Genomic DNA, 20,128 nt, shown 5'->3' on the forward strand with positions numbered 1-20,128 from the left:
TAAATGAACTGAAATATGAAATGCAGATGAAAAAGCTGGTGATATTATTGATTTTCCTTATGTTTTTCATTTTCCATGCTTTTACGCAAACGCAGGCATTATTTTTTCAACGTATTCTTCCAAATAAAATCGACTTGATTGACGAAAATTTTTGGAGGGCACCTTATGATTCAGTTAGTACACCCCACACTTCGAATTCATATTTAATAGGCAACAGTATAACGTTTAATTTGTTAGGGGACTCTCACCTCCATTTAAAACAACTGCTTGAGAAAGTTCTTAGTTTAAGTGAAACAACAAGTATACCTGTACATATACATCTTGACGGACAAAATTGGATCGCTGCTCGTCCCGATTTATGGAATTGGTTTGATCCTTCCATCCCGGGTTATAATCCGGAGAATAGAAAAAATGTCGAATGGACATCATGGACGCCTGATTCAGCTGTAAAAGTTTGCTGGCGTGATTGGGGACAGCAGATTCGTGTACTTCCGGCTCCTAATATAGCTTCTCCGGCAATCTTGAATGCTCATTATGAAGCTTATGATTTGTTGTTACCAATCATCATCAAATGGATAAAGCATCTTCCTGCTGCAAAAAAGTATTTATTCGGAGGAATTCGTATTGGGTGGGAGGCTGGTATAAACTACAATGCATATTATTATAAGAATGGAAACGAAATATTTGACAAACATCCCAGTACTACAGAATATGACCCGAAGACGAACCACTACAGAGAATTTTTCATTAGACAGTAATACATTACGCTTGGGATATGCGGCAGCGTCTACCAGTAATATTCAGACAGAAGGTGAATTAACAAATGCTGTTTATGAGAAAATTGTCCATCGATATGTGGAAACTCTTTGTAGATATGTGACAAATTTCGGTTTCACGCCAAAGGAACTTTTTACACATATCGGTGGAAATTATGCCCCGTTTGATAAACATTTAAAGTTTTGGCCCGCAATAAACCGGTATGCCACGCTGGATGGAGTTTTTATTCTATGGATCCATCTTCTGCCGGGTCATTATCTGACGAGTTGAAAACAGCAGGTTTATCTCAGTGGGCGGCTTCCGAATGGTTATGGCCTGGACAAACTTCGGATGAGTGGTGCGAACATTTACGGAAGACTTATTCCTTTAAGGATTGTCGTTTATTAGTAATTTACAACTGGGAGTTTATGATAGACAGAGACGTTATTGCACAAAAAGGAATCAGGAAATTTCTCTCTGGAAGTAGCTAATGGTCTTCTAAGACTCCCAATAATGAATATGGTTTCCTGATAATCCTTCTGAAGGATAAAGGTGCCACCTCTTTAGGAATGGTTTGAGTAATAAGCAAAAAATGATTGGATATATATTAAAACACAAATATTATGGTTTTTAATAAAATGTATTTAGGTCTTTTAGGAGCAGTCTCTACATCCCTACAAGCTGCCGAACGTCCGAATATTGTCATTATTTATACGGATGATATGGGGATAGGCGATTTGTCTTGTTACAATAGTGGCTGGGTAATGACTCCTAATATTGATCGATTGGCTGCAAATGGTCTTAAATTTAATCATTACTACACAGCATCTCCGGTAAGTTCCCCTTCCCGGGTGTCTTTAACCACAGGAATGTTTCCCACTGAGTGGGGGGTAAATACTTTCTTACATGATAGAAAGGGAAATGCGAATTGTGAACAGTTAGATTATTTGGATACTTCTGCCCCTTCTGTGGCAAGAACTTTAAAGGAGGTAGGTTATTCGACTGCTCATATCGGTAAGTGGCATATGGGAGGAGGACGTGATGTGGATGATGCACCGCAGATACCTCGCTATGGCTTTGATGAATATGTCTCGACTTATGAAAGTCCTGATGCGGATAAACTGATCACCGCATCTAATTGGATATGGAGTAAGCAAGATAGTATCAAGAGATGGGAACGTACCGGATATTTTGTTGATAAAGCATTGGATTTCTTGTCACGACATAAAGGTACTCCCTGTTTTGTAAATCTTTGGCCTGATGATATGCATGATCCTTGGATTCCGCAAACGAAGTTTTTCGATAATAAAAAGAGTTGGACCAGCAAACCTAATTTTGTAGCTGTGCTGCAAGAATATGATAGGCAGATTGGACGCTTTATTGCAGGTTTGGAAAAGCTGGGTATGTTAGAGAATACATTGATTATTTTTACAAGTGATAATGGTGCTTTACCTACATTTGAACAAGTACGTACCAATGGTTTACGCGGCTCGAAAGTAAGTCTGTATGAGGGAGGGGTGAGAATGCCCTTTATTATTAGTTGGCCGAAAAAGATTAAAGGAGGAGAAATAGAAAATGAGAGCGTGCTTTCTTCAGTAGATCTATATCCGTCACTTTGTGCGATTACCGGTGCTAAAATGCCAAAGGGATTCAATTATAGTGGTGAGGATATGAGTAAAGCATTGTTAGGAGTTAAAGAACTTCGTCGTCATAAAGACCTGATGTGGGATTTTGGTCGTAATCGATTCTTTGGTCGCCCGCCTCAATTGCATCATCAAAGTCCTCACTTGGCTATCCGAAGAGGAGATTATAAATTATTGATAAATTCTGACCGAAGCCGACTGGAATTATACGATGTTAAAAAGGATCCTAATGAAACAACTAATATTGCGGATAAATATCCGGAATTGTGTAAACAGTTAAGTGATAAAGTGATTAACTGGTATTTTACAAAAAGAAAAGTTCGCCAATAATATTAGGAGTTAAGGTAATCTTATACTTTTGTCAATCATAAGTATAAGATGCCGTAAACTTAGAAATTTATGTTACTTTTGTTGTATCTAACATAAAAGTATAATGTCGTATGAACTATAATTTTGATGAAATAATAGACCGTAAGGGGACAAATTCCGTAAAATGGGATGCTGTGGAAGATCGTTGGGGACGCAACGATCTGATCCCAATGTGGGTAGCCGACATGGATTTTCGCACAGCACCTTTTGTTGTCGAGGCTTTGAGGGAACGCTTGGAACATGAGGTTCTGGGTTATACATTTGCTTGCAAAGAATGGGCAGACTCTATTATTAGTTGGTTAAAAGAACGTCATGGATGGACAATACGAGAAGAAATGCTAACCTTTACCCCTGGTATTGTTCGTGGATTGGCATTTGCTATCCAATGTTTCACAGAAAAAGGAGATAAAGTGATGGTAATGCCTCCCGTTTATCACCCTTTCTTTCTAGTGTCGCAGAAGAACGAGCGTGAGGTTGTATATAGTCCGTTGATTTTAAAAGACGGGCAGTATCATATCGATTTTGATAGATTCAGGAAAGATGTACAAGGCTGTAAGTTACTTGTTTTGAGTAATCCTCACAATCCCGGAGGACGTGTATGGACAAAAGAAGAATTGTCACAGATTGCTGATATTTGCTATGATAGCGGTACTTTGGTCATTTCTGACGAAATTCATGCAGACTTGACTTTACCACCATTTAAGCATTCTACTTTTGCTTTAATTTCAGAGAAGGCACGGATGAATTCACTTGTTTTCATGTCGCCAAGTAAAGCCTTTAATATGCCCGGTTTGGCAAGTTCGTATGTGATTATTGAAAATAAAGAAATCCTTCACCGTTTCCGAACCTTTATGGAGGCTAGTGAATTTAATGAAGGACATTTGTTTGCTTATCTTAGTGTGGCAGCAGCTTATAGTCATGGAACTGAATGGTTGAATCAAGTGATTGCTTATATAAAAGGGAATGTTGATTTCACTGAAAGTTATTTGAAAGAAAATATTCCTGCTATTAAAGTGATTCGTCCGCAGGCCTCTTATCTGATTTTCCTGGATTGTCGTGAATTGGGACTGGCACAAAATGATTTGAACCAACTATTTGTAGAAGATGCGCATTTGGCATTGAATACAGGAACTACATTCGGTAAAGAAGGAGAGGGGTTTATGCGATTGAATGTTGCTTGTCCACGTACTATACTTGTACAGGCATTGGAGCAATTAAAGGAAGGCAAGTCGAACTTTTTCAAAAGATTATAATACTCTAAGATTAGTCTATTTTTCGCTTTTAGGTGAATGGAACATTTTTAGTTGTTTTATCTTATATAGGTTCAATGAAACATTTAATATGTGAACATAAATAAAAAGGTCGGGACATTTTGTGTTGTCTCGATCCTTTTATTTATGTAGAGTGATTGCTTTGTGTTATTGTTTTTCGGGTAAAAGCACGAACTTCATTACAGTAGAAGTATCAATACATTTTGCTCCGGCCTGTTGAATATTATCTGGAGTCAAAGCCTCTATCTGTTCTCTTTGGCTAGATTCAGAATCTACTTTCTCTTGGTTTCGATATGCATAGAATATATTCAATAACCATATACCGTTTAACTTCAGATCAGACTCAAGTGCTACTCTTTTTTTCTGTTTCACACGTTCCACTTCTTCCTGAGTAGGTCCCTCCGATATTAGCTTATTTATTTCAAGTATTGCTCTTTCGCATAATTTCTCATAAGCTTCTGTATTTGTACCAAATGCAAGATTCAGTTTGGCATAATCTTCGTGTAATTTTTTCAGTGATCCAGAAACACGGACACCATAAACACCACTCATCTCAATACGCATACTCTCGTATAAACGGCTGTTGAGTATATCTATAAAGGCATTGTAGCAAAACTCTGTATCTTTATTCCAAGGTACTTTCTTTGAGAATCGGAGATTGACATTTACTTTATTATCTTTCCCTTTATGGAATAAATATTCTTTCGGACCAGTAGGGGTAATAAAATTCTGTTCTACAAACGAACGTTTGGTTGAAGCATTCGTAGGAAGTCCACCCAAGTAGGTTAGCACAAAAGGTTTCAATGTTTCTAAATCAATATTTCCTACAAATACATAAGTGAAGCCTGCTGCATTGCCAAATCGATTTTTATATATTTCCACAGCTTTTTCGAAATTTGCTTCATCTAATCTGTCGGGAGTAGGCCAAAGAAGACGTCGGCTATTTCCATTACTCATGATTTTGTCTATCTCATATCCGAAGAATTGATCGGGACTATCCAGTAAATGAGCATATTCTGCACGTTCTTTTTGCATCACACGTTCAAAGGCCGCTTTATCAAAATATGGAGCTGTATGGTATAAGTATACTAATTGAAAGAACTCTTTCATGTCTTGAGAACCAAATTTGCCGGACATTGACTCATTATAAAGAACTAGTGATTGAGTGATTGAAATATCTTTGCCGACCATTAACCTTCTTAGTTGAATGTTATTGATACTATTCACTCCACTTTCATCTTGTATACGTGTGGCATATAGGGCGGACATGTCATCGTCTGCGTCAAACATACTATATCCTCCATCAGAAGTAGCGCGGAAAAGAATTTGATTATTCTTAAAATCAGTTGGTTTAATCACTACCTTTACACCATTCGACAAAGTCCATTCCGTTATATTGGTATCGGAAAATATTTTTCTGATGCGATTGTTCCTGCTTCAGGAGTGAAGTTCATTAATTCATTCACTATTTCTCCTTCATCATAAGGCTTGATGTCTCTATGCGGGGCTTCCTCCAGAATAGCTCGTAGCTCATCATCGGTAGGATAGTAGCTTCTGTCCTGTGGACCGGTAATGATTATCGTTCTATTTTTTTTAGTCATATACTTTGTAGCTAATTCATTTATCATGTCTACGCTCACTATAGGAAGTGTGTTTAATAAGAAATGATATTCAAAACTAATTCCCGGCATCGGATTCCCTGTCAGGTAATTTACTTGACATTCATCCGCATATAGGTCAGAGGCTGTTTTATTACGTTCCTCATACCATCTGTAATATTTTGCTAACAGCTTCTTTTTAGCTCTATCTAATTCTGTAACACTAAATCCATATCGTCTGATTCGTTCGTTCTCATCTGCTAGAGCTGTAAGTGTTGCAGTTACTTTATCTGGTGCGCAACGGGCGTAACATGAGTAAGTATCAACATCTCTAAAGTAATTGGAGTATCCTATTTCTGCTTCTGAGAAAGGAACCGTACCTTGTTCTGTGGCTTCGGATAGACGAGCATCCACCATTGAAGAGTATAAGTTGTGACAAATATTTTTTAGATAATCCTTCTGTGTTACTATCTGCTCCGGCTTATGTTTGTAGGAAATTTCTACAGAACATCCACTTGTCTCTTTATCAGTGGCAACTGCTACACGCAAATCTTTGTGGTCAGGCACATAATGATGTGTACGTTTTTCTACCTTTGAGGGCATAGCATAGGCTGTAAATTTCTCTTTGATAGATTCTTCTATTGATTCGGGATCAATGTCACCAACTACAATAATAGCAGTCAGATCCGGTCTGTGCCATTTTTTATAAAAGTTTCGAAGCACATCGTAGGGGAAATTTGCAATGACCTCTTCTTTACCTATCGGCAAACGTTTGGGGTAATCCGAGCCTTTAAACAGAATGGGCAGATATTGTTCTCTTATACGGGTAGGCGCTCCTTTTCCTAAACGTAGCTCTTCAATGATGACTCCGCGTTCGCGATCAATCGCTTTCTCTGTTAAAGCCAGATTCATAGCCCATTCTTGCAAGATATGAAGTCCTAAGTCAAGATGTTCTACTGGAATTGGCAAGTAATATATTGTTTCTTCAAAAAAAGTAGCTGCATTGAGTTCACGTCCCAAATGCACACCGATTCCTTCCAGTTTATTTACCAGTTCAGTGCCCGGAAAAGAACTCGTTCCGGTAAATGACATGTGTTCCAGAAAGTGACTAAGTCCTTGTTCTTCGTCCGTTTCAAGGATAGAACCGGCATTAAATACTAATCTCAATTCTGCTTTTTGGGCCGGCACTGCATTATGACGAATATAATAAGTCATTCCATTATCTAGCTTGCCTACTTTTACTTTTTCGTCTATAGGCAATTTTTGTGACGGGCGATAAAAAAAGGTTTTACTTTCTTGTCCAATGACAAGTGCTGGATAAATCAACATTAATCCTAATAAAAGCATTGGTATTTTTATGTTCATAATTCTTGTTGTATTTAGAAAATATAGCCAAAACGTGCCCATACAGTATTCCTTTGTAAATTGTGTTGAGCTTGTAATGATTGATATCCTACTCTTAGGTAAAGTGTACCGGACTTGGCTAGTTGATGATTGAATGTCACATCTCCACCTACTGTATAATAACTACTCCACAAGATATCGCGATCCGGATATATAAGTCCTTGGGCAATGGTCGGATCAGCGGTTTCCCGTTCTGTGTAGCTGAAAGACTTTTTCGAAGGTGAATGATAACCGCCATTCACATGTATAAGAAGTGAATTATTTCCTTTTAAGGCAATATTGTGTGTTACCCCGCCTTCTACATGACAAGCGGCATATTCCAAATAAGAATCCATCACTTTATAGGTATCTGAATAAGTTTCATATGTTGCTTCTAAATCAAACTTCCATAGATAATCATCTTTCTCTTTTTGACGATTATTTCCAAATAAGAACAATGAATAAGAGCCTTTGGCAGCTGTTTGCTTATTTACTGAACGACGCGGGGCTTCAGAGTCTGTCTGCCAGGCATTTATTGTAGGAGAAGAATTAAATATTTGGATGATTTCACGTCCCGATCTTTCTTGCCAAAAATAGGAAGCTGCAATTAAATGTTTGGCTCTTTGACTGTAGATATTTATATGTGTTCCACCTGTATAGTGTGTTTCATAAAAACAGCCTCGTTTACGCGGCTTATTGCTTTCTATATCCATAGCATCTTCTGTATAGTTGGCATAATCTGCATAAACATCCATAGAGATATGTTCATTGTTCACTCCGAAAGTCAAACCATAACCCAGTCCGTCACCTTGATACTGACGCTCGCGTTCATTATTGCTAAATATGTCGTATACATATTGTCCCATTCCTTTCAACATATAAATTTTTTGAGGCTCGTTGGTATTGTATAGTATTAGGTTTGAATTTTCACGGAATCTGCGATAACGTATATAAGCCCCTAGAGAGAAATCATTCTGTTTCAATGTGACAGAAGGAGCCACCGAAATACTATTTACATTGGATTGAGGTCTTGGTCGATCTTTTTTGACCCGCGATCTACGTTCAATTGTAAATCTAGTCCTACAGAAACAAGATTATGAAAGAATGGCGAAGCTCCTTTCGCCCATAGTGCATAAGATTGTTTTTGCCAGTTTCCACCTGTACTGTCAGCTAATATATAAGGAGTACCTCTATAAGGATCGATAATGGAATTGAACCGGACATTCTTGTTGTAACTTTGTTCAAGAGAGAACCCACCGGCTATTCTGTATTCCCCCATTTTAAGTGCTCCTTCAGCAGAGAACAGGTAATCGGTAGCCGAGGAGGATTGCTGCGGACGATGAAAAGTCCCGTCTTTGTAATTGATACCCACATAGATGTTGGAATAACTTTTCCATTGTCCCAATGCTAAAGCTGAAGCATCTGAACGGTCGAAAGTAAACGCTTCTTGTCGATATAAGTCCAATTGAGCTACACTTTCCTCATTATTGTCTTCCGTTTGTGCAGAAAGGCCAATAGAACTTTCTAGCAACAGTAGACCTATTAATAGATTATATTTTATTTTCTTCATGGCACACTTATTTGGATAAAGGAACTTCATTGATTTCGAAGTCATCTGTTGAATTATTAGTATCCTGATAGATGGTGACTCCATTCTCTGTACTCTTTACTTTTCTGATTACACTGCGTCCCATATAAATACCATCTGTAGTAGCAAATCCGCTGTCTAATGCCGGTGGAAAGCGTTTGGTATTCGTTGATGTAGCATTTTGAATCAAGTCTACCGCATCAATTACATACTTCAATGGAACTTTTTTGCATAACCAGTATTCTTCATCCTCAAAAGGATCTTGGAAAGTTTCCGGTAAGGTTACCGTCTCAAAACTTTCTACTTCTTCAGTAGAAGCAGAAATGAGTACCATACCTTGACCAAATACGCTGATACGCCATAGATAACTATAGTCCGGCCAGAAGATTAGGCGCATATTGGGTGCATCATAGTCGGTATAGTTATTGGCTGGATCATTGCTGTAAGCTTCATAATCAGCTTTAGATAAATCTACTGGAGAATTCAGATTGAATTGCCCGTCTTTATTGTGAGGTGCAGCCATCACTGCAATGACAATACTTTCACCACCATTTAGCATTACAGCTTCATTACCTGCTACGACTTTCCAAAGTGTACGGATATATACATTTTTATAATTTCCTTGTTCTTCATTAGGCCATAATGGTCCCGGAGAGTTCATGGCTCCATAGTGCTCCACATTACCGATATAAAGATTGTTCAGAAGTACAGGCTGGGTAGAATTATTATAGATAGAGTAAAAACCATCATTTCGGTAAGTTCCTGACGATGGAGTACGTGAACCACTATAATACAATTCTTTAAATATCAATGTACTTGATAGAGAAGAGACTAATTTCAGATCATTGAGTTTAGGCTCTTCATTTATTCTGAGATTCACGTTCGATAAGAAAGCTACCAGATTAGCCGCTTTCGCATCTTCCTCACCGGTTATTTGTGCTACCTCATCTGCAGATAAAGCACCAGTTGCGTTGATTGTATATTCTCCGGGTAATAGCTTTTCTAATGTCAGTTTCCCCCATTTATCGGTTTGTTTGGTGTAACTGATCTGTTCACTATTATTGGTTAATGTTATAACAAGAGGTTGTGAATAAGGAGTCTCTGTACCGAAAATGCCATAAGGTAAATGAATCTCAAAAGTTTTCACATAAGGAGATTCGCTTGTTGTATCTTCCTTGCAAGCAGTATATACTATTACAGTCAGACAGAGAAGGAGAATCCTGTTTATATATTCTTTCATATTTGACATTTATTAATTAGCATTATATGATTAAAATTTCAACCAAACTTCCGCACCGAAGAATTGTTCCGGATTACGGGTTTTATAGGTACCCGGAGATCGTTTACTTTCTTCCAAAGGAGTATACATAAATAGATTATTGACGAAAAATGCAAATCCTCCAAAACGTTTCAACTCTTTAGTCAGGCGTAAATTGAAAAGCCATAGGGGTGAATATCTATCAACTATTTCACGATTTTCCAAAATCTGTTTCTGCCAATCCGGATTGATTGCATCACCCGGTTGAAGCATATGCATCGAAAGATCTTTTGCTGATATATATCCGATAGGTGTCTTGTTCTCTATTCCTAAATAGCTTTGCGAATCGTGCCAGATGGTTTGTATGGACAAGGATATCAGAAAACTGATCTTAGGTATGTTGTGAATGATGCGCAGATTGGTAGAAAAGCGTTTGTATTCAGTACCATCACCAGCTTCGTAAATACCTATATCCTTATAATTTCCGTCCGAATCCGGATTCTTTTGATAGAAAGAATAGGCGGTGGAATAGCTACGGCTACGCATCCAGGCTCCGTTAAACACAAACTGGGTACGAATAGGAGCTATCTGTCCGGAACTGAAATCAAACTCAATTCCCTGATTCTTATTTACCTTGTCATTCATCGGAGTGTTATATCCTAGAATGACATTAGAGTCTTATCGACAGCTAGTTCAGGATAGGTTCCCGGACGGTTGTTCAGTGTTTTATATTTTACTAATTCAAATTGATGGAAGGTATCAAAGTTCCGTCCAAAGGTATATCCGTTTTTCAGTATCTCGTTATAACCAGTAACTGAAAGGCTAGTCTGTCCGAACCGGAAATCTGCTCCGATTTCACTTTTTGTATTCTTTGCTATCTTTAGTTTCTGACTGACTGTATCATACACTTTAGTCGTTATGATGCTAAGTTTCTGGTCATCCATAACTCCGGTTGCACCTAAATTATCGTAATTCACGTAATCGAAGTAGGCCTTGTCTGGATATAGAAACATCAAAGGAGGAGCTTTGGCTGTAATACCCCAACCACCTTTCAAAGTCATAATTTTTGGAATTACTTCATATGAAACGTTGAATCGGGGAGAGATAACAGTACGGTTTTCTTTACGCCCTGGTTGGATCGCATCTGCTCTTACACCTAGTTGTAACATGAATTCACGGTTCGCAATTTCTGTAGTTATGTTATCTTCCGCATAAGCTGATAGTTGGTTTAATGCTGGGATATCACTGTAAGGTCTCATCCTTAACCCACTTGACGGAGGCATCAGAGGGTCGAATACTTTACCTTTACCAAAATTGACATCCGTTTTCCAGTCGATACCCGCAACAATACGGTTCTTAACACCACTTATTTCTTTAAAGAAGTTGGCGGATAATTTTGTGAAAACATTTAGCGGATTACCATAAGTGCTCATTTGGGTTAAGAACTCATAGGGTAATATATTAGTTAGTGCTGTAGGGTCCAGCTTGCTGGCATTGGTGATTTGCTGCCCCGTTGAGTCAAAAATATCTTCTTTTCGGTTGGAAGTTATAGTACCGTCTTGCATAGCTGACGTTACCATATAACCGAAATTCCCTTTAATTTCTTGATTGTAACCTTTCTGTCGGGCATAGTTGACAGATACATTCAATTTGATGAATTTAAAGAAGTCGCTGGTCTGATTCCAGACGATATTAGTATTAAACTTGAAGCCCAGGTTCTCGGCACGACGTTCACGTTGATATTGAGCATCCGAAGGGTCTAGTTTGGTTGCATCCAAATCAGAATAGAAGCCAAACCCAGTAGTGGTAAAAAGATTTTCACCAATGGTTTTGCTATATAATATGTTGGAAGTGAATCGCTGAAAACCTTGATAAGGTCGGCGTTCGTCACTTAATGATTTGGCATAGTCGAAATCTACACTTAGATTACCACCTTTTTGGCCTATTTGGAAACCTTTACCAATGGAAGCTTGTGTCAGTGTAGGATTAATTTTCATCTTAACCTGAAAAGGATACACACCGGCTTTCGGATTGATGATGATCACTCCTGAGTCATATCGCCATATTCCACAGAAGGAATTCCTCGGATCACGTCCACAGATTCTATGTTATCCACTGATATCTCACGTAAATCCAGTCCGGAACCTGCAGAAGAGGCGAAGCCGGTATTCAGTGAACCTTCTTTGGCAGTATTTCCTATCTGGAGATTAGCATTGTTTGAGATAGGAGCTCCATTAAATACGATGGAAGTCCCCATACTATTCAACGCATCACTTTGGATTTGTCTGAGTGTAGCACGCGATGGTGAGTTCAGTGTAGGATTGGAAGACAGATGACCGGGTAATAGCTCCAATATATCCCCCAAGCTAGTAGCTTGCAGGTGATCGATAGCTGAACGTGAAATGGAGGAAGAAGTAGAGGCTCCTGTTTTGTTATTGGTAGCTACTACGGTAACTTCTTTCAATGAGAAGTTTTCTTCGTACATTTCATACTTTTTTACTTTGTTGTGCTGGTCTTCCACAACAAGCTCTTCCGTAATAGGCAACATACCCACATAACGAATATTTATAGTTGTCTTTCCTACGGGTACATCACGAAGGAGGAAGAAACCATCGAGATCGGTAGTGGCGAATATGCTATATTGAGGCAAGCTGACAACTGCTCCAGGTAATGCCTCTTTTGTTCTAATATCCAATATTTGTCCCTTATAATTGACTTTTTTCGTTTTTTGTGCGTAGCTATAGGGAGTGGATAAAAGAAAAATAATGATTAATAAGGGAATAATCCGTAGATGATGAATCATAAAATATTTTTTATTCAATGCTGAACATATTCTTTGGAAAGATAAAAAAGAAACAACAACCGAACAAGGGAGGAAACGCCCTCATTCGGCTGGTTATATAAAACATATCTAAAAGATGTAGTAGAGTAGTGCTTTTAGATAGAAGCGGCAACTTATTTAGATTTCACACAACGTATAGGCAAAGCATTAACTACTGGTTGTTTTTTATCGAATGTTGCGAAGAGATTATCTGCATATGCGTAAGCCACTTTTGCTTCATCTGTGATGGTAGTATTGATTTCGCTACTCCAAAAATAAGCTGCTTTAGGCAAATATTTTTCAACTGTACCATTATTTAGTTTCCATAATCCGCCACGTGCAATTAATATTTTCTCTTGTAGTGCTTTTGCTGCCATAAGTTCTTCTTCTGTCATCATGTCCATATCTACGAAATCCCAATCCCAAAAGGTAGCATCAACTATTCTTTTAGTTTCTTCTTGAGTTGGTATTCTCCATCCTGCAGGACATGGGGTATTTGTAGAAACAGTCCAATCTTTGTAATCTGTTCCACTAGCATTCCAAGTCTTGTTGAAACTTGAATTTACGTTTGTATCATCATTTTTGGCAACCGATGTATTTTTACCGAACTGATAGTAGTTACCGACAGCTGCCGCATTAGGCTCAGAGGCATTATTATTGTATGGCTCTGTAGCACCAATATTGCGGTCAAGAATCAATAATCCGATTTCATCAGTCGCATCAATTACTTTGTATCCACCTTCAAGGCAAGCTTTAAGTTGAACAGTACAAGTACCGGTTTTGCCATTAGCTGCTTTAGCAGTAATAGTAACTGTAGCATCTGCATCTATGTCTTTCACCAAAGTCAGTACACCTTTATTGTTTACTGTCAGATAGGCTGTATTATTGGAAGACCAAGTGATCGTTGGATCATCTGCATTTTCCGGAGTAATGGCAGCGCTTAAAGTTGGTAGTGTAGTTTGCTCCTGATAGATTGTTGCCGTAGATGGGGTAACGGAGATACTTGTTACTTCAACTGAACTTGGATCGTCATCGTCACTACAAGAGAATGCAACAAATGCACTCATTGCTAAAAATAAGAATTCCTTTTTCATTTTTTTTATGTATTAGATTGAAATATAAAATAGCCTAATCAAGTTTCATTTTGTAACTATTCTCTATACTTACAATAATAATAGAGAAGTCAACTTACTTGAAATTATCACAAACATAGTATATATTTGAATTAATTCCAAACATTTTGCGCGTTAATCTTTTATATTACCTAAAAAAATATCAATATTAGTCTTTATGAGTACTTGAAACTACTACTATAGGATTCCCTCCATGATAGACACTTTTCATAATTTTATAATGTATATTTTCGATTGTATGTGAGTGTAGTTTTGTTAATGCTCATTTTGTAATATATAAAAATACTTAAACTGTAAATTAAACTATCAAATGGTCTTTTGAAAGTATCACCTGCTTCTTATAATGAGTACACTATGATGGTATTGAAATATTATGTTAAAAAATATGGCTTTTATTTACGAGGTAACTATCTTTTGGCCAGCATATTCTACATTTATTGTTTTTAAAATACAGAAAAGTAGGATGATAATTTAAGTAAATGGTCTCATAACACTTTGTCAATAGTTATATTTGTTTATCGTTGGTTTGATTAAATTGTTTATGGCAAACATAATACATTTGTTTCGGTATCAATGCCGTAAAAAACTTCTTTATTCCAACGTTTTTTCTTCTTTCCGTTTAATAATACTTTGTATGGAAGAGATGAGTTAATTCTAACTATAACTTTTTTCACTTTATTTGTAACGTCACCATCTATCTGAATTAACAGACGTTTATCTATAGTTTTTTTCCAACTTACTGAAAAAGAATCATTTCCAATTTCAATTCCGTCAATAGTAAGATAATCCAAGTCATCAGGAATTTGCAGATACATTTCAATCGGAGAACCTGGAATACCGGGTTGAATACCAGCCAGTCCTTTGACAAGACTTTCAATAAATGTAGCATACGACCATAATTGAGAAATATTGGAGCAACCATGAGGTTGGCATTCTGGAAATAATCCTAATGGAGATTCTTGGAGTGACAACGGAGCTTGAGCTGAAAGCTGAATCAATTTCCATCCTAAATCAGTTTGTCCATACTCAAAAGCAGCCGTAGCGCAAATATTATTATGTACTAATCCAACCCCATCATGTGAAATATCTGCTCCTTCATTATATTTGCCTACCATTCCCCAAAGATCATTAACCCAATGTTTTTGAATACTTTTAAAAGCTATTTGACCGTTTTTATCCTGAGCTAGTTTAGTTTTCTGTGGAAATACCACATTCCAGAAATGACTATATATTTTTTCTCCACTCCCAGATAAAGCACTAGGCCATATATTATGAGAATCATCCCACCAATCAACATTAAATCGCTTTTTATATGCTGAAGCAAGAGATGAATATAATCTGGACTCTGTTACTTCTCCTATGATAGTCGCCATTTGGGACATACAATTAAGAGCTGGGAATGTATATGCCGCTGTGGTTAATTCCACCCAATTGTTTTTAAACTCAGCTTCTTCCATAAGCCCATGTCCCTGGATGTATAAGCCATTTTTTGCATCTATATCTTTAATGATATCTTGTATCATTCGTTTACATAAAGGATACGCTTCTGCTAAAAATGTAGAGTCATGTGTCCACGAAAAATATTCCCAAACTGCATTTACTAATTGAGGAGAAACTTGAATGTGATCCCATCCTAAAAGAATTCCATCGCTCGATATTTCATGAGGAGCCCGCAAATTTTTCTCCGTATAGTATAGTAAATTATTCAATGTCCGTTTGGAAATATCCTTAAATCCACCGGACAGACATCCGGCTATTGAGAAACAAAAATCTGTACCAAATAAACGAGGATAGACTGGGACTCCTGCTCCAAGGAACAAATCCGGATATAAAGGTCTTTCATCTTTTATATTCATTAGTATATTGGCCTTAGCACAATAAAATGCATCCACTATCTCTTTTCGGGAACAATCCAAACGGACACCTTCGTTTATAGAATGCGTATATTTCTTCTGTTTTTTCTCTTTTTCGGGATTATAGCAGTTTATTAGTCTATTGTAACGTTCTTGAAGAGTTGTAACCGATTTCGATATGGTACCACATTCACCTGTTACTAAAAAAGGAATTTCTATGCTGCCTTCGGCTGGTAAACAAAGATCGTAAATCAATGCAGCTGTATCTTGCTGGATAAAATAGGCTGACGGATTTATCGGGCTTCCCATTGTTAAGAGCCCTGAAGAGTCGAATGCATATATCTGCCCATTCTTATAATAAATAGAATCCTTATCGTTTCGAAGAGTCTCAGCCCTCCATGAAGGTCGGATATTTACTATACCGGAAAAATTCAGTTTTAGGGTTCTGTCAGTAGGTGAATCGTTGTTTATTTTCAGTTTGACAAATAGTGCTTTATCATTCTCGGCTACAAAATCTTCCCTTGTAACAGAAAGATGGTGTTGCGAAAATGAGAATCTTGCGCTATAAAAGTCAGACTCAAAGTCTGTCGCATCTGTAAGTGCCCAAGTGTATTGATTATTTTCAGATAAAACAAAGCTAAATCCATTTAATAATTTGATAGGATGAGACCAAACACCCCGTTCTGCTGTCTCGTTGCTTTGTGCAGGAAAAGAGCCATTCATAAATCCTATTTCATATAAGCTTTTGCCTGCTAGAAAGAATGGAACTTGCCTCAGGTCCGAAACTTTCACACTTCTGTCAATACCGGAAAATTTCAGGCTTTGTTTACCTCCATTTTGGGCATATAAACTTGCTATTGCATTTACTGTGAAGATTGTATACAGAAATCCCCAGATAACCGGATGTTTTTTCATACGTTGGCAATTTTATATTGAGCAGATAATTTTGTTTGCAAAGATACGGAATTTATGAGTAGTTTTCTCTTTATGGTAATTCTATTGCAAATTAGAAGCGTAATTATTATATTTGCAGTTGTTATTTACAAATAAAATCGATAGTAGCAAAATCTAAAATAGGATTTGATATGAGAAAGTTTTATTATTTATTTATACTGATTGTAATATCTTGTAACGTCGGTTTAGCTCAGAGTCGTAAATCGGTATCTATTTTGGGTGATTCATATTCAACATTTGAAGGATTTATGCAACCGAAAACAAATAGTTCATGGTATTCTACAACTACAAAGCCTGAAACGGATGTAACTTCTGTAAAACAAACTTGGTGGAATAAATTTATCGAAGAAAACGGGTATCAGCTTTGTATAAACAACTCGTTTTCCGGGTCGACTATTTGTAATACAGGATATGATAAAGCGGATTTTAGCGACCGTTCTTTTATAACCCGTATGCCTGGGCTCGGTTTCCCGGATATTATATTAATATTTGGTGGTACTAATGATAGTTGGGCTGATTCTCCTCTTGGAGATTTTAAGTATGGTGGATGGACTAAGGATGATTTATTTAAATTCCGTCCGGCAATGGCTTATATGCTCGATCATGTGATTCATAATTATCAGAATGTTGAGATCTACTTTATCTTGAATACCGATTTGAAGAAAGAAATCAATGATTCTGTTAAAAATATCTGTCAACATTACGGTGTTGCTTGTGTTGAACTGCAAAACATTGATAAGAAGAACGGACATCCTACAATAAAAGGGATGTCACAGATTAGCGAACAACTAAAAATGTTTATAGCGGAGAATTCTAACGCTTTGGATTCGAATACCATAGACTCATGTTGGTAGATCAGCCACATTGGTGGATGTGAAAAAGTAGCTGATAGAATATGATTCACGCGAATTTATGCAATGATTAAATCGAATCTGCGTAAATCGCGTGAATCTTTATTTAAAAGTATACTACAATATAATACGACCCTTTTGTTCTCGTTGGTAATCTTTGATTCTTATTCTTCTCCAATCCCATGGTGAACCATTGGTGGAGGAAATGTAGCCTGCATCAGGATAGACATCATATCAGGGTAAAACAAAAGCCACTAACTATTTTATATATAAACGTAAAAGGATACGTTTATTTTTACATGCATCACAAATAATAGAATATATAGCTAATTTGTTTTCCGTATTGTTTTCATTTTCGGTTAGAGTCAAACTATCTAAATTTCTTGCAATATATAAACTATAATGGCTTTTTCTATTTAGTGATAGAAAACAACTATCTATTACACTTTCCTTTTCTTCAATATTATATATCATGGGATATACAAGTTTTAAGTCTAAATAATATTTCCCTTTTATAACAATGTCTTCACTCTTAGATCTAATATTATTTTTCATACTTATGATCTGAAATATAGAATCATTTCTTTGAGCATTAATTATATAAAGAAAATCATTACAATCAATCGACTGTATATAAAACAAGGACATATCTTTGGGCTCTTACATATCTGAACTCAATAATCTTGTCTGAGAGCATGATACTAAAATAAAACCAATAACACATATTATATATTTCATATATTCAGGGTAATGTTTGAATTATTTTATTTATCCCTCTTTTAGAAACAAACCATTCTACTTTCACTGCATTATTTATATCCTGTGTCTCCTCTCCCTTCTTATCATACATCTTTTGGTATACTGTAGATTGGGAAGTTGCTTTATTATGTGCTTTCCCAAAAACACTACCTGCAATGTTGGCTGGTGGACTTGGGATTCCTGTTTTTTGAGAAATTCGTGCCCCCTCATATGTTTCTGTTACTTCATGCATAATCATTTTACCTGATGTTTCTGTATGCTCATCTGCACTTCGTAACACATTTGGATTAATTTCTTGATGCGCAGTGACCTTTATGTTTCCAAAACTATCTGTTTCAACAGTATTACCCATAAAAGCACCGCCAACCATATGATTCCCTGTTGATGTCGTATTACCATCTGTAGTCACTAAATTAATCATAACTGTATTATCACTTATCATTTTTGCCATTTTTCTTGCAGCACGATTCATTTTTTATCTACATTTACTACATAACTAACATATCCAATACTGCTAATATTCTTGTTTAAATCTTTAATCAGATTACCATTTATATCATAAGATACTCAGTTTTCTGATTAATACTACTTTTAAACCATAGCCCATTACCGAATAGTTAGCAATAAGGCTATCATCTTTGAAGTAATATTCTTCAGTAAAACAAGCTATCATACGTGAAATAATACCCTGATACAAATTATCTATCATTAGACAACATTTATCAGGGTAATACATCAATAAAATCAAAACTGAAACTTGTGGAAAACTATTATTTTATTTTAAATTTAGATTTCAGTCGCTTTATTTTCTCCTGTCGTATGAGCCGATGACGTTCTTCTTCTATATAATATTGAGACATACTTTTACCTTTAAAGCTTTCAACTACAAGCATTATCCCTAATATCAATAGCGGAGAAGCTAGTGCATAGAACAAATAAAATCGGTTAGGATGAAAACTTTCTTGAATAACACGTATTTCTTCTGGTATATATCTCACTGCAATAGAATCTCCTATTGGAGTATGTCCATCATAACTACCTGCATAAATAATCTTATTGTTTATTAATACAGAACACCCTGAATTTGGTCGAGATATTCTGCCAGAAATTTCGACAATAGGAGCATAAAACAATCGCCCGTTTATTCTAATATTTTGAAACGTATATGTAATATAAATTGCAAAAATGAATGCAAGTAAAGCTAATCCTCCTATAATAAAAAGTATTTTATTTATTTTTATCATTATCTTTTAGTGATTTTGTTACTATATTTTTTATTGTACCCAACGCAAAATTCGTAGTTAACTCTAGCCCAATATTTGTTGCCTTTTCTAATTTTGCTGATTTCATCATATTATTTTGTTGATCAGTCAAAACTTTGCCCTTATCCAGTTTTTTTTCCATTCTTTTAATTGTAGTATTAGCATTATTGTTATTGGGACTTACGTTTAAGTTTCCAGTAATGCCCCAACTACCACCTCAGTTCCCACATTTTTTAATATATCCTGTCCTTTAATAGCATTATCAATCATTTGACCAGCTACTGATTTCCCTGCTTCTTTCAATGTGGTCTTTACAACTGTTTTTACAGTTGTTTTGGCTATATTCTTAGTCGTTGCTCCAATTGGATTTATAGCTCCTTCTGCAGCAGATACTATAATAGAACCTAAACTAATATCATCTGTAAAGGCATCCAATCCCGTTTTTCCAGTAGCAAAATTCACTGCAACTTGACTCCCATAGTCTATTCCTGCGTTTACAATAGCACCAATAGCATTCACAATCCAACGTCCATCAGGATCTTTGTACAAAATAGGATTATTATTACAATAGAGATAAGATGAGTAAGAATAGTATTTCTCACTTATCGGATCTACAGTTGTCCATCTTT

General features: G+C 36.5%; 17 protein-coding genes and 2 pseudogenes. 5 read left to right on the forward strand and 14 right to left on the reverse strand.

The window, feature by feature from the left end:
• Nucleotides 1-26 precede the first annotated feature (26 nt).
• From JCM17102_RS09845 to JCM17102_RS09865, 4 genes are all read left to right on the forward strand, one after another.
• Complete coding sequence (locus JCM17102_RS09845; RefSeq protein WP_159106320.1) at nt 27-758, forward strand: hypothetical protein; 732 nt, start codon at nt 27-29, stop codon at nt 756-758.
• 201 nt (nt 759-959) lie between these two features.
• Nucleotides 960-1,247 (forward strand): hypothetical protein, encoded by a 288-nt coding sequence (locus JCM17102_RS23130; protein ID WP_033886698.1) that lies wholly within the window; start codon nt 960-962, stop codon nt 1,245-1,247.
• Nucleotides 1,248-1,379: 132 nt separating this feature from the next.
• Nucleotides 1,380-2,729, forward strand: coding sequence for a sulfatase family protein (locus tag JCM17102_RS09860; protein WP_025074988.1), 1,350 nt, complete (start codon nt 1,380-1,382; stop codon nt 2,727-2,729).
• Between the two features lie 110 nt (nt 2,730-2,839).
• Nucleotides 2,840-4,021: a MalY/PatB family protein gene (locus JCM17102_RS09865; protein ID WP_025074989.1), complete on the forward strand. Its 1,182-nt coding sequence runs from the start codon at nt 2,840-2,842 to the stop codon at nt 4,019-4,021.
• 165 nt (nt 4,022-4,186) lie between these two features.
• Here JCM17102_RS09865 and JCM17102_RS09870 read toward each other — a convergent pair whose 3' ends face one another.
• The 9 genes and pseudogenes from JCM17102_RS09870 to JCM17102_RS09915 all read right to left on the reverse strand — a co-directional run bounded on the left by JCM17102_RS09870 (nt 4,187) and on the right by JCM17102_RS09915 (nt 16,588).
• Nucleotides 4,187-5,419, reverse strand: coding sequence for a M16 family metallopeptidase (locus tag JCM17102_RS09870; RefSeq protein WP_025074990.1), 1,233 nt, complete (start codon nt 5,417-5,419; stop codon nt 4,187-4,189).
• 11 nt (nt 5,420-5,430) lie between these two features.
• Nucleotides 5,431-7,002: a M16 family metallopeptidase gene (locus JCM17102_RS09875; RefSeq protein ID WP_159106321.1), complete on the reverse strand. Its 1,572-nt coding sequence runs from the start codon at nt 7,000-7,002 to the stop codon at nt 5,431-5,433.
• A 14-nt stretch (nt 7,003-7,016) separates the two neighbouring features.
• Nucleotides 7,017-8,674, reverse strand: a pseudogene (locus tag JCM17102_RS32435) (DUF6850 family outer membrane beta-barrel protein).
• Complete coding sequence (locus JCM17102_RS09890; RefSeq protein ID WP_033886701.1) at nt 8,598-9,848, reverse strand: DUF4876 domain-containing protein; 1,251 nt, start codon at nt 9,846-9,848, stop codon at nt 8,598-8,600. The pseudogene JCM17102_RS32435 and the gene JCM17102_RS09890 overlap by 77 nt, the downstream one beginning before the upstream one ends.
• 30 nt (nt 9,849-9,878) lie before the next feature.
• Nucleotides 9,879-10,511, reverse strand: coding sequence for a hypothetical protein (locus JCM17102_RS09895; protein WP_025074995.1), 633 nt, complete (start codon nt 10,509-10,511; stop codon nt 9,879-9,881).
• A gap of 14 nt (nt 10,512-10,525) precedes the next feature.
• Nucleotides 10,526-11,911, reverse strand: coding sequence for a TonB-dependent receptor (locus JCM17102_RS09900; protein ID WP_025074996.1), 1,386 nt, complete (start codon nt 11,909-11,911; stop codon nt 10,526-10,528).
• Entirely contained in the window at nt 11,908-12,669 is a 762-nt protein-coding gene (locus JCM17102_RS09905) for a carboxypeptidase-like regulatory domain-containing protein (protein WP_033886703.1), read from the reverse strand. Before JCM17102_RS09905 ends, JCM17102_RS09900 begins: the two co-directional genes overlap by 4 nt.
• Nucleotides 12,670-12,821: 152 nt before the next feature.
• Nucleotides 12,822-13,781: an Ig-like domain-containing protein gene (locus tag JCM17102_RS28960; RefSeq protein ID WP_025074998.1), complete on the reverse strand. Its 960-nt coding sequence runs from the start codon at nt 13,779-13,781 to the stop codon at nt 12,822-12,824.
• A gap of 578 nt (nt 13,782-14,359) precedes the next feature.
• The gene (locus JCM17102_RS09915; RefSeq protein ID WP_025074999.1) at nt 14,360-16,588 is read right to left on the reverse strand and encodes an alpha-L-rhamnosidase-related protein; all 2,229 of its coding nucleotides are present in this window, start codon (nt 16,586-16,588) and stop codon (nt 14,360-14,362) included.
• Between the two features lie 170 nt (nt 16,589-16,758).
• Between JCM17102_RS09915 and JCM17102_RS09920 the strand changes: the two genes are divergently transcribed.
• On the forward strand, nt 16,759-17,481 hold the full coding sequence (locus tag JCM17102_RS09920; RefSeq protein WP_025075000.1) for an SGNH/GDSL hydrolase family protein: 723 nt from the start codon (nt 16,759-16,761) through the stop codon (nt 17,479-17,481).
• Nucleotides 17,482-17,736: 255 nt separating this feature from the next.
• Here JCM17102_RS09920 and JCM17102_RS09925 read toward each other — a convergent pair whose 3' ends face one another.
• From JCM17102_RS09925 to JCM17102_RS30665, 5 genes and pseudogenes are all read right to left on the reverse strand, one after another.
• Nucleotides 17,737-18,033 carry a hypothetical protein gene (locus tag JCM17102_RS09925; protein ID WP_136498630.1) on the reverse strand — a complete coding sequence of 99 codons (297 nt, stop codon included), beginning with the start codon at nt 18,031-18,033 and terminating at the stop codon, nt 17,737-17,739.
• A gap of 187 nt (nt 18,034-18,220) precedes the next feature.
• Nucleotides 18,221-18,709, reverse strand: coding sequence for a hypothetical protein (locus tag JCM17102_RS09930; protein WP_025075002.1), 489 nt, complete (start codon nt 18,707-18,709; stop codon nt 18,221-18,223).
• A gap of 298 nt (nt 18,710-19,007) precedes the next feature.
• Entirely contained in the window at nt 19,008-19,481 is a 474-nt protein-coding gene (locus JCM17102_RS09940) for a hypothetical protein (RefSeq protein ID WP_025075003.1), read from the reverse strand.
• Complete coding sequence (locus JCM17102_RS30660) at nt 19,465-19,641, reverse strand: hypothetical protein (protein WP_159106322.1); 177 nt, start codon at nt 19,639-19,641, stop codon at nt 19,465-19,467. Before JCM17102_RS30660 ends, JCM17102_RS09940 begins: the two co-directional genes overlap by 17 nt.
• Nucleotides 19,642-19,685: 44 nt before the next feature.
• A pseudogene (locus tag JCM17102_RS30665) lies at nt 19,686-20,128 on the reverse strand (hypothetical protein); the annotation flags it as partial.

Source organism: Bacteroides faecichinchillae JCM 17102, from assembly GCF_000614145.1.
GTDB classification, from domain to species: Bacteria; Bacteroidota; Bacteroidia; order Bacteroidales; family Bacteroidaceae; genus Bacteroides; species Bacteroides faecichinchillae.

Bases quoted from the DNA above. Each gene is read 5' to 3' on its own strand.
- JCM17102_RS30660 (WP_159106322.1), bottom strand. From the start codon at position 19,641: ATGGAAAAAAAACTGGATAAGGGCAAAGTTTTGACTGATCAACAAAAT.
- JCM17102_RS09865 (WP_025074989.1), top strand. From the start codon at position 2,840: ATGAACTATAATTTTGATGAAATAATAGACCGTAAGGGGACAAATTCC.
- JCM17102_RS09860 (WP_025074988.1), top strand. From the start codon at position 1,380: ATGGTTTTTAATAAAATGTATTTAGGTCTTTTAGGAGCAGTCTCTACA.
- JCM17102_RS09905 (WP_033886703.1), bottom strand. From the start codon at position 12,669: ATGATTCATCATCTACGGATTATTCCCTTATTAATCATTATTTTTCTT.
- JCM17102_RS09875 (WP_159106321.1), bottom strand. From the start codon at position 7,002: ATGAACATAAAAATACCAATGCTTTTATTAGGATTAATGTTGATTTAT.
- JCM17102_RS28960 (WP_025074998.1), bottom strand. From the start codon at position 13,781: ATGAAAAAGGAATTCTTATTTTTAGCAATGAGTGCATTTGTTGCATTC.
- JCM17102_RS09890 (WP_033886701.1), bottom strand. From the start codon at position 9,848: ATGAAAGAATATATAAACAGGATTCTCCTTCTCTGTCTGACTGTAATA.
- JCM17102_RS09895 (WP_025074995.1), bottom strand. From the start codon at position 10,511: ATGAATGACAAGGTAAATAAGAATCAGGGAATTGAGTTTGATTTCAGT.
- JCM17102_RS09920 (WP_025075000.1), top strand. From the start codon at position 16,759: ATGAGAAAGTTTTATTATTTATTTATACTGATTGTAATATCTTGTAAC.
- JCM17102_RS09940 (WP_025075003.1), bottom strand. From the start codon at position 19,481: ATGATAAAAATAAATAAAATACTTTTTATTATAGGAGGATTAGCTTTA.
- JCM17102_RS09915 (WP_025074999.1), bottom strand. From the start codon at position 16,588: ATGAAAAAACATCCGGTTATCTGGGGATTTCTGTATACAATCTTCACA.
- JCM17102_RS09925 (WP_136498630.1), bottom strand. From the start codon at position 18,033: ATGAAAAATAATATTAGATCTAAGAGTGAAGACATTGTTATAAAAGGG.
- JCM17102_RS09845 (WP_159106320.1), top strand. From the start codon at position 27: ATGAAAAAGCTGGTGATATTATTGATTTTCCTTATGTTTTTCATTTTC.
- JCM17102_RS09930 (WP_025075002.1), bottom strand. From the start codon at position 18,709: ATGAATCGTGCTGCAAGAAAAATGGCAAAAATGATAAGTGATAATACA.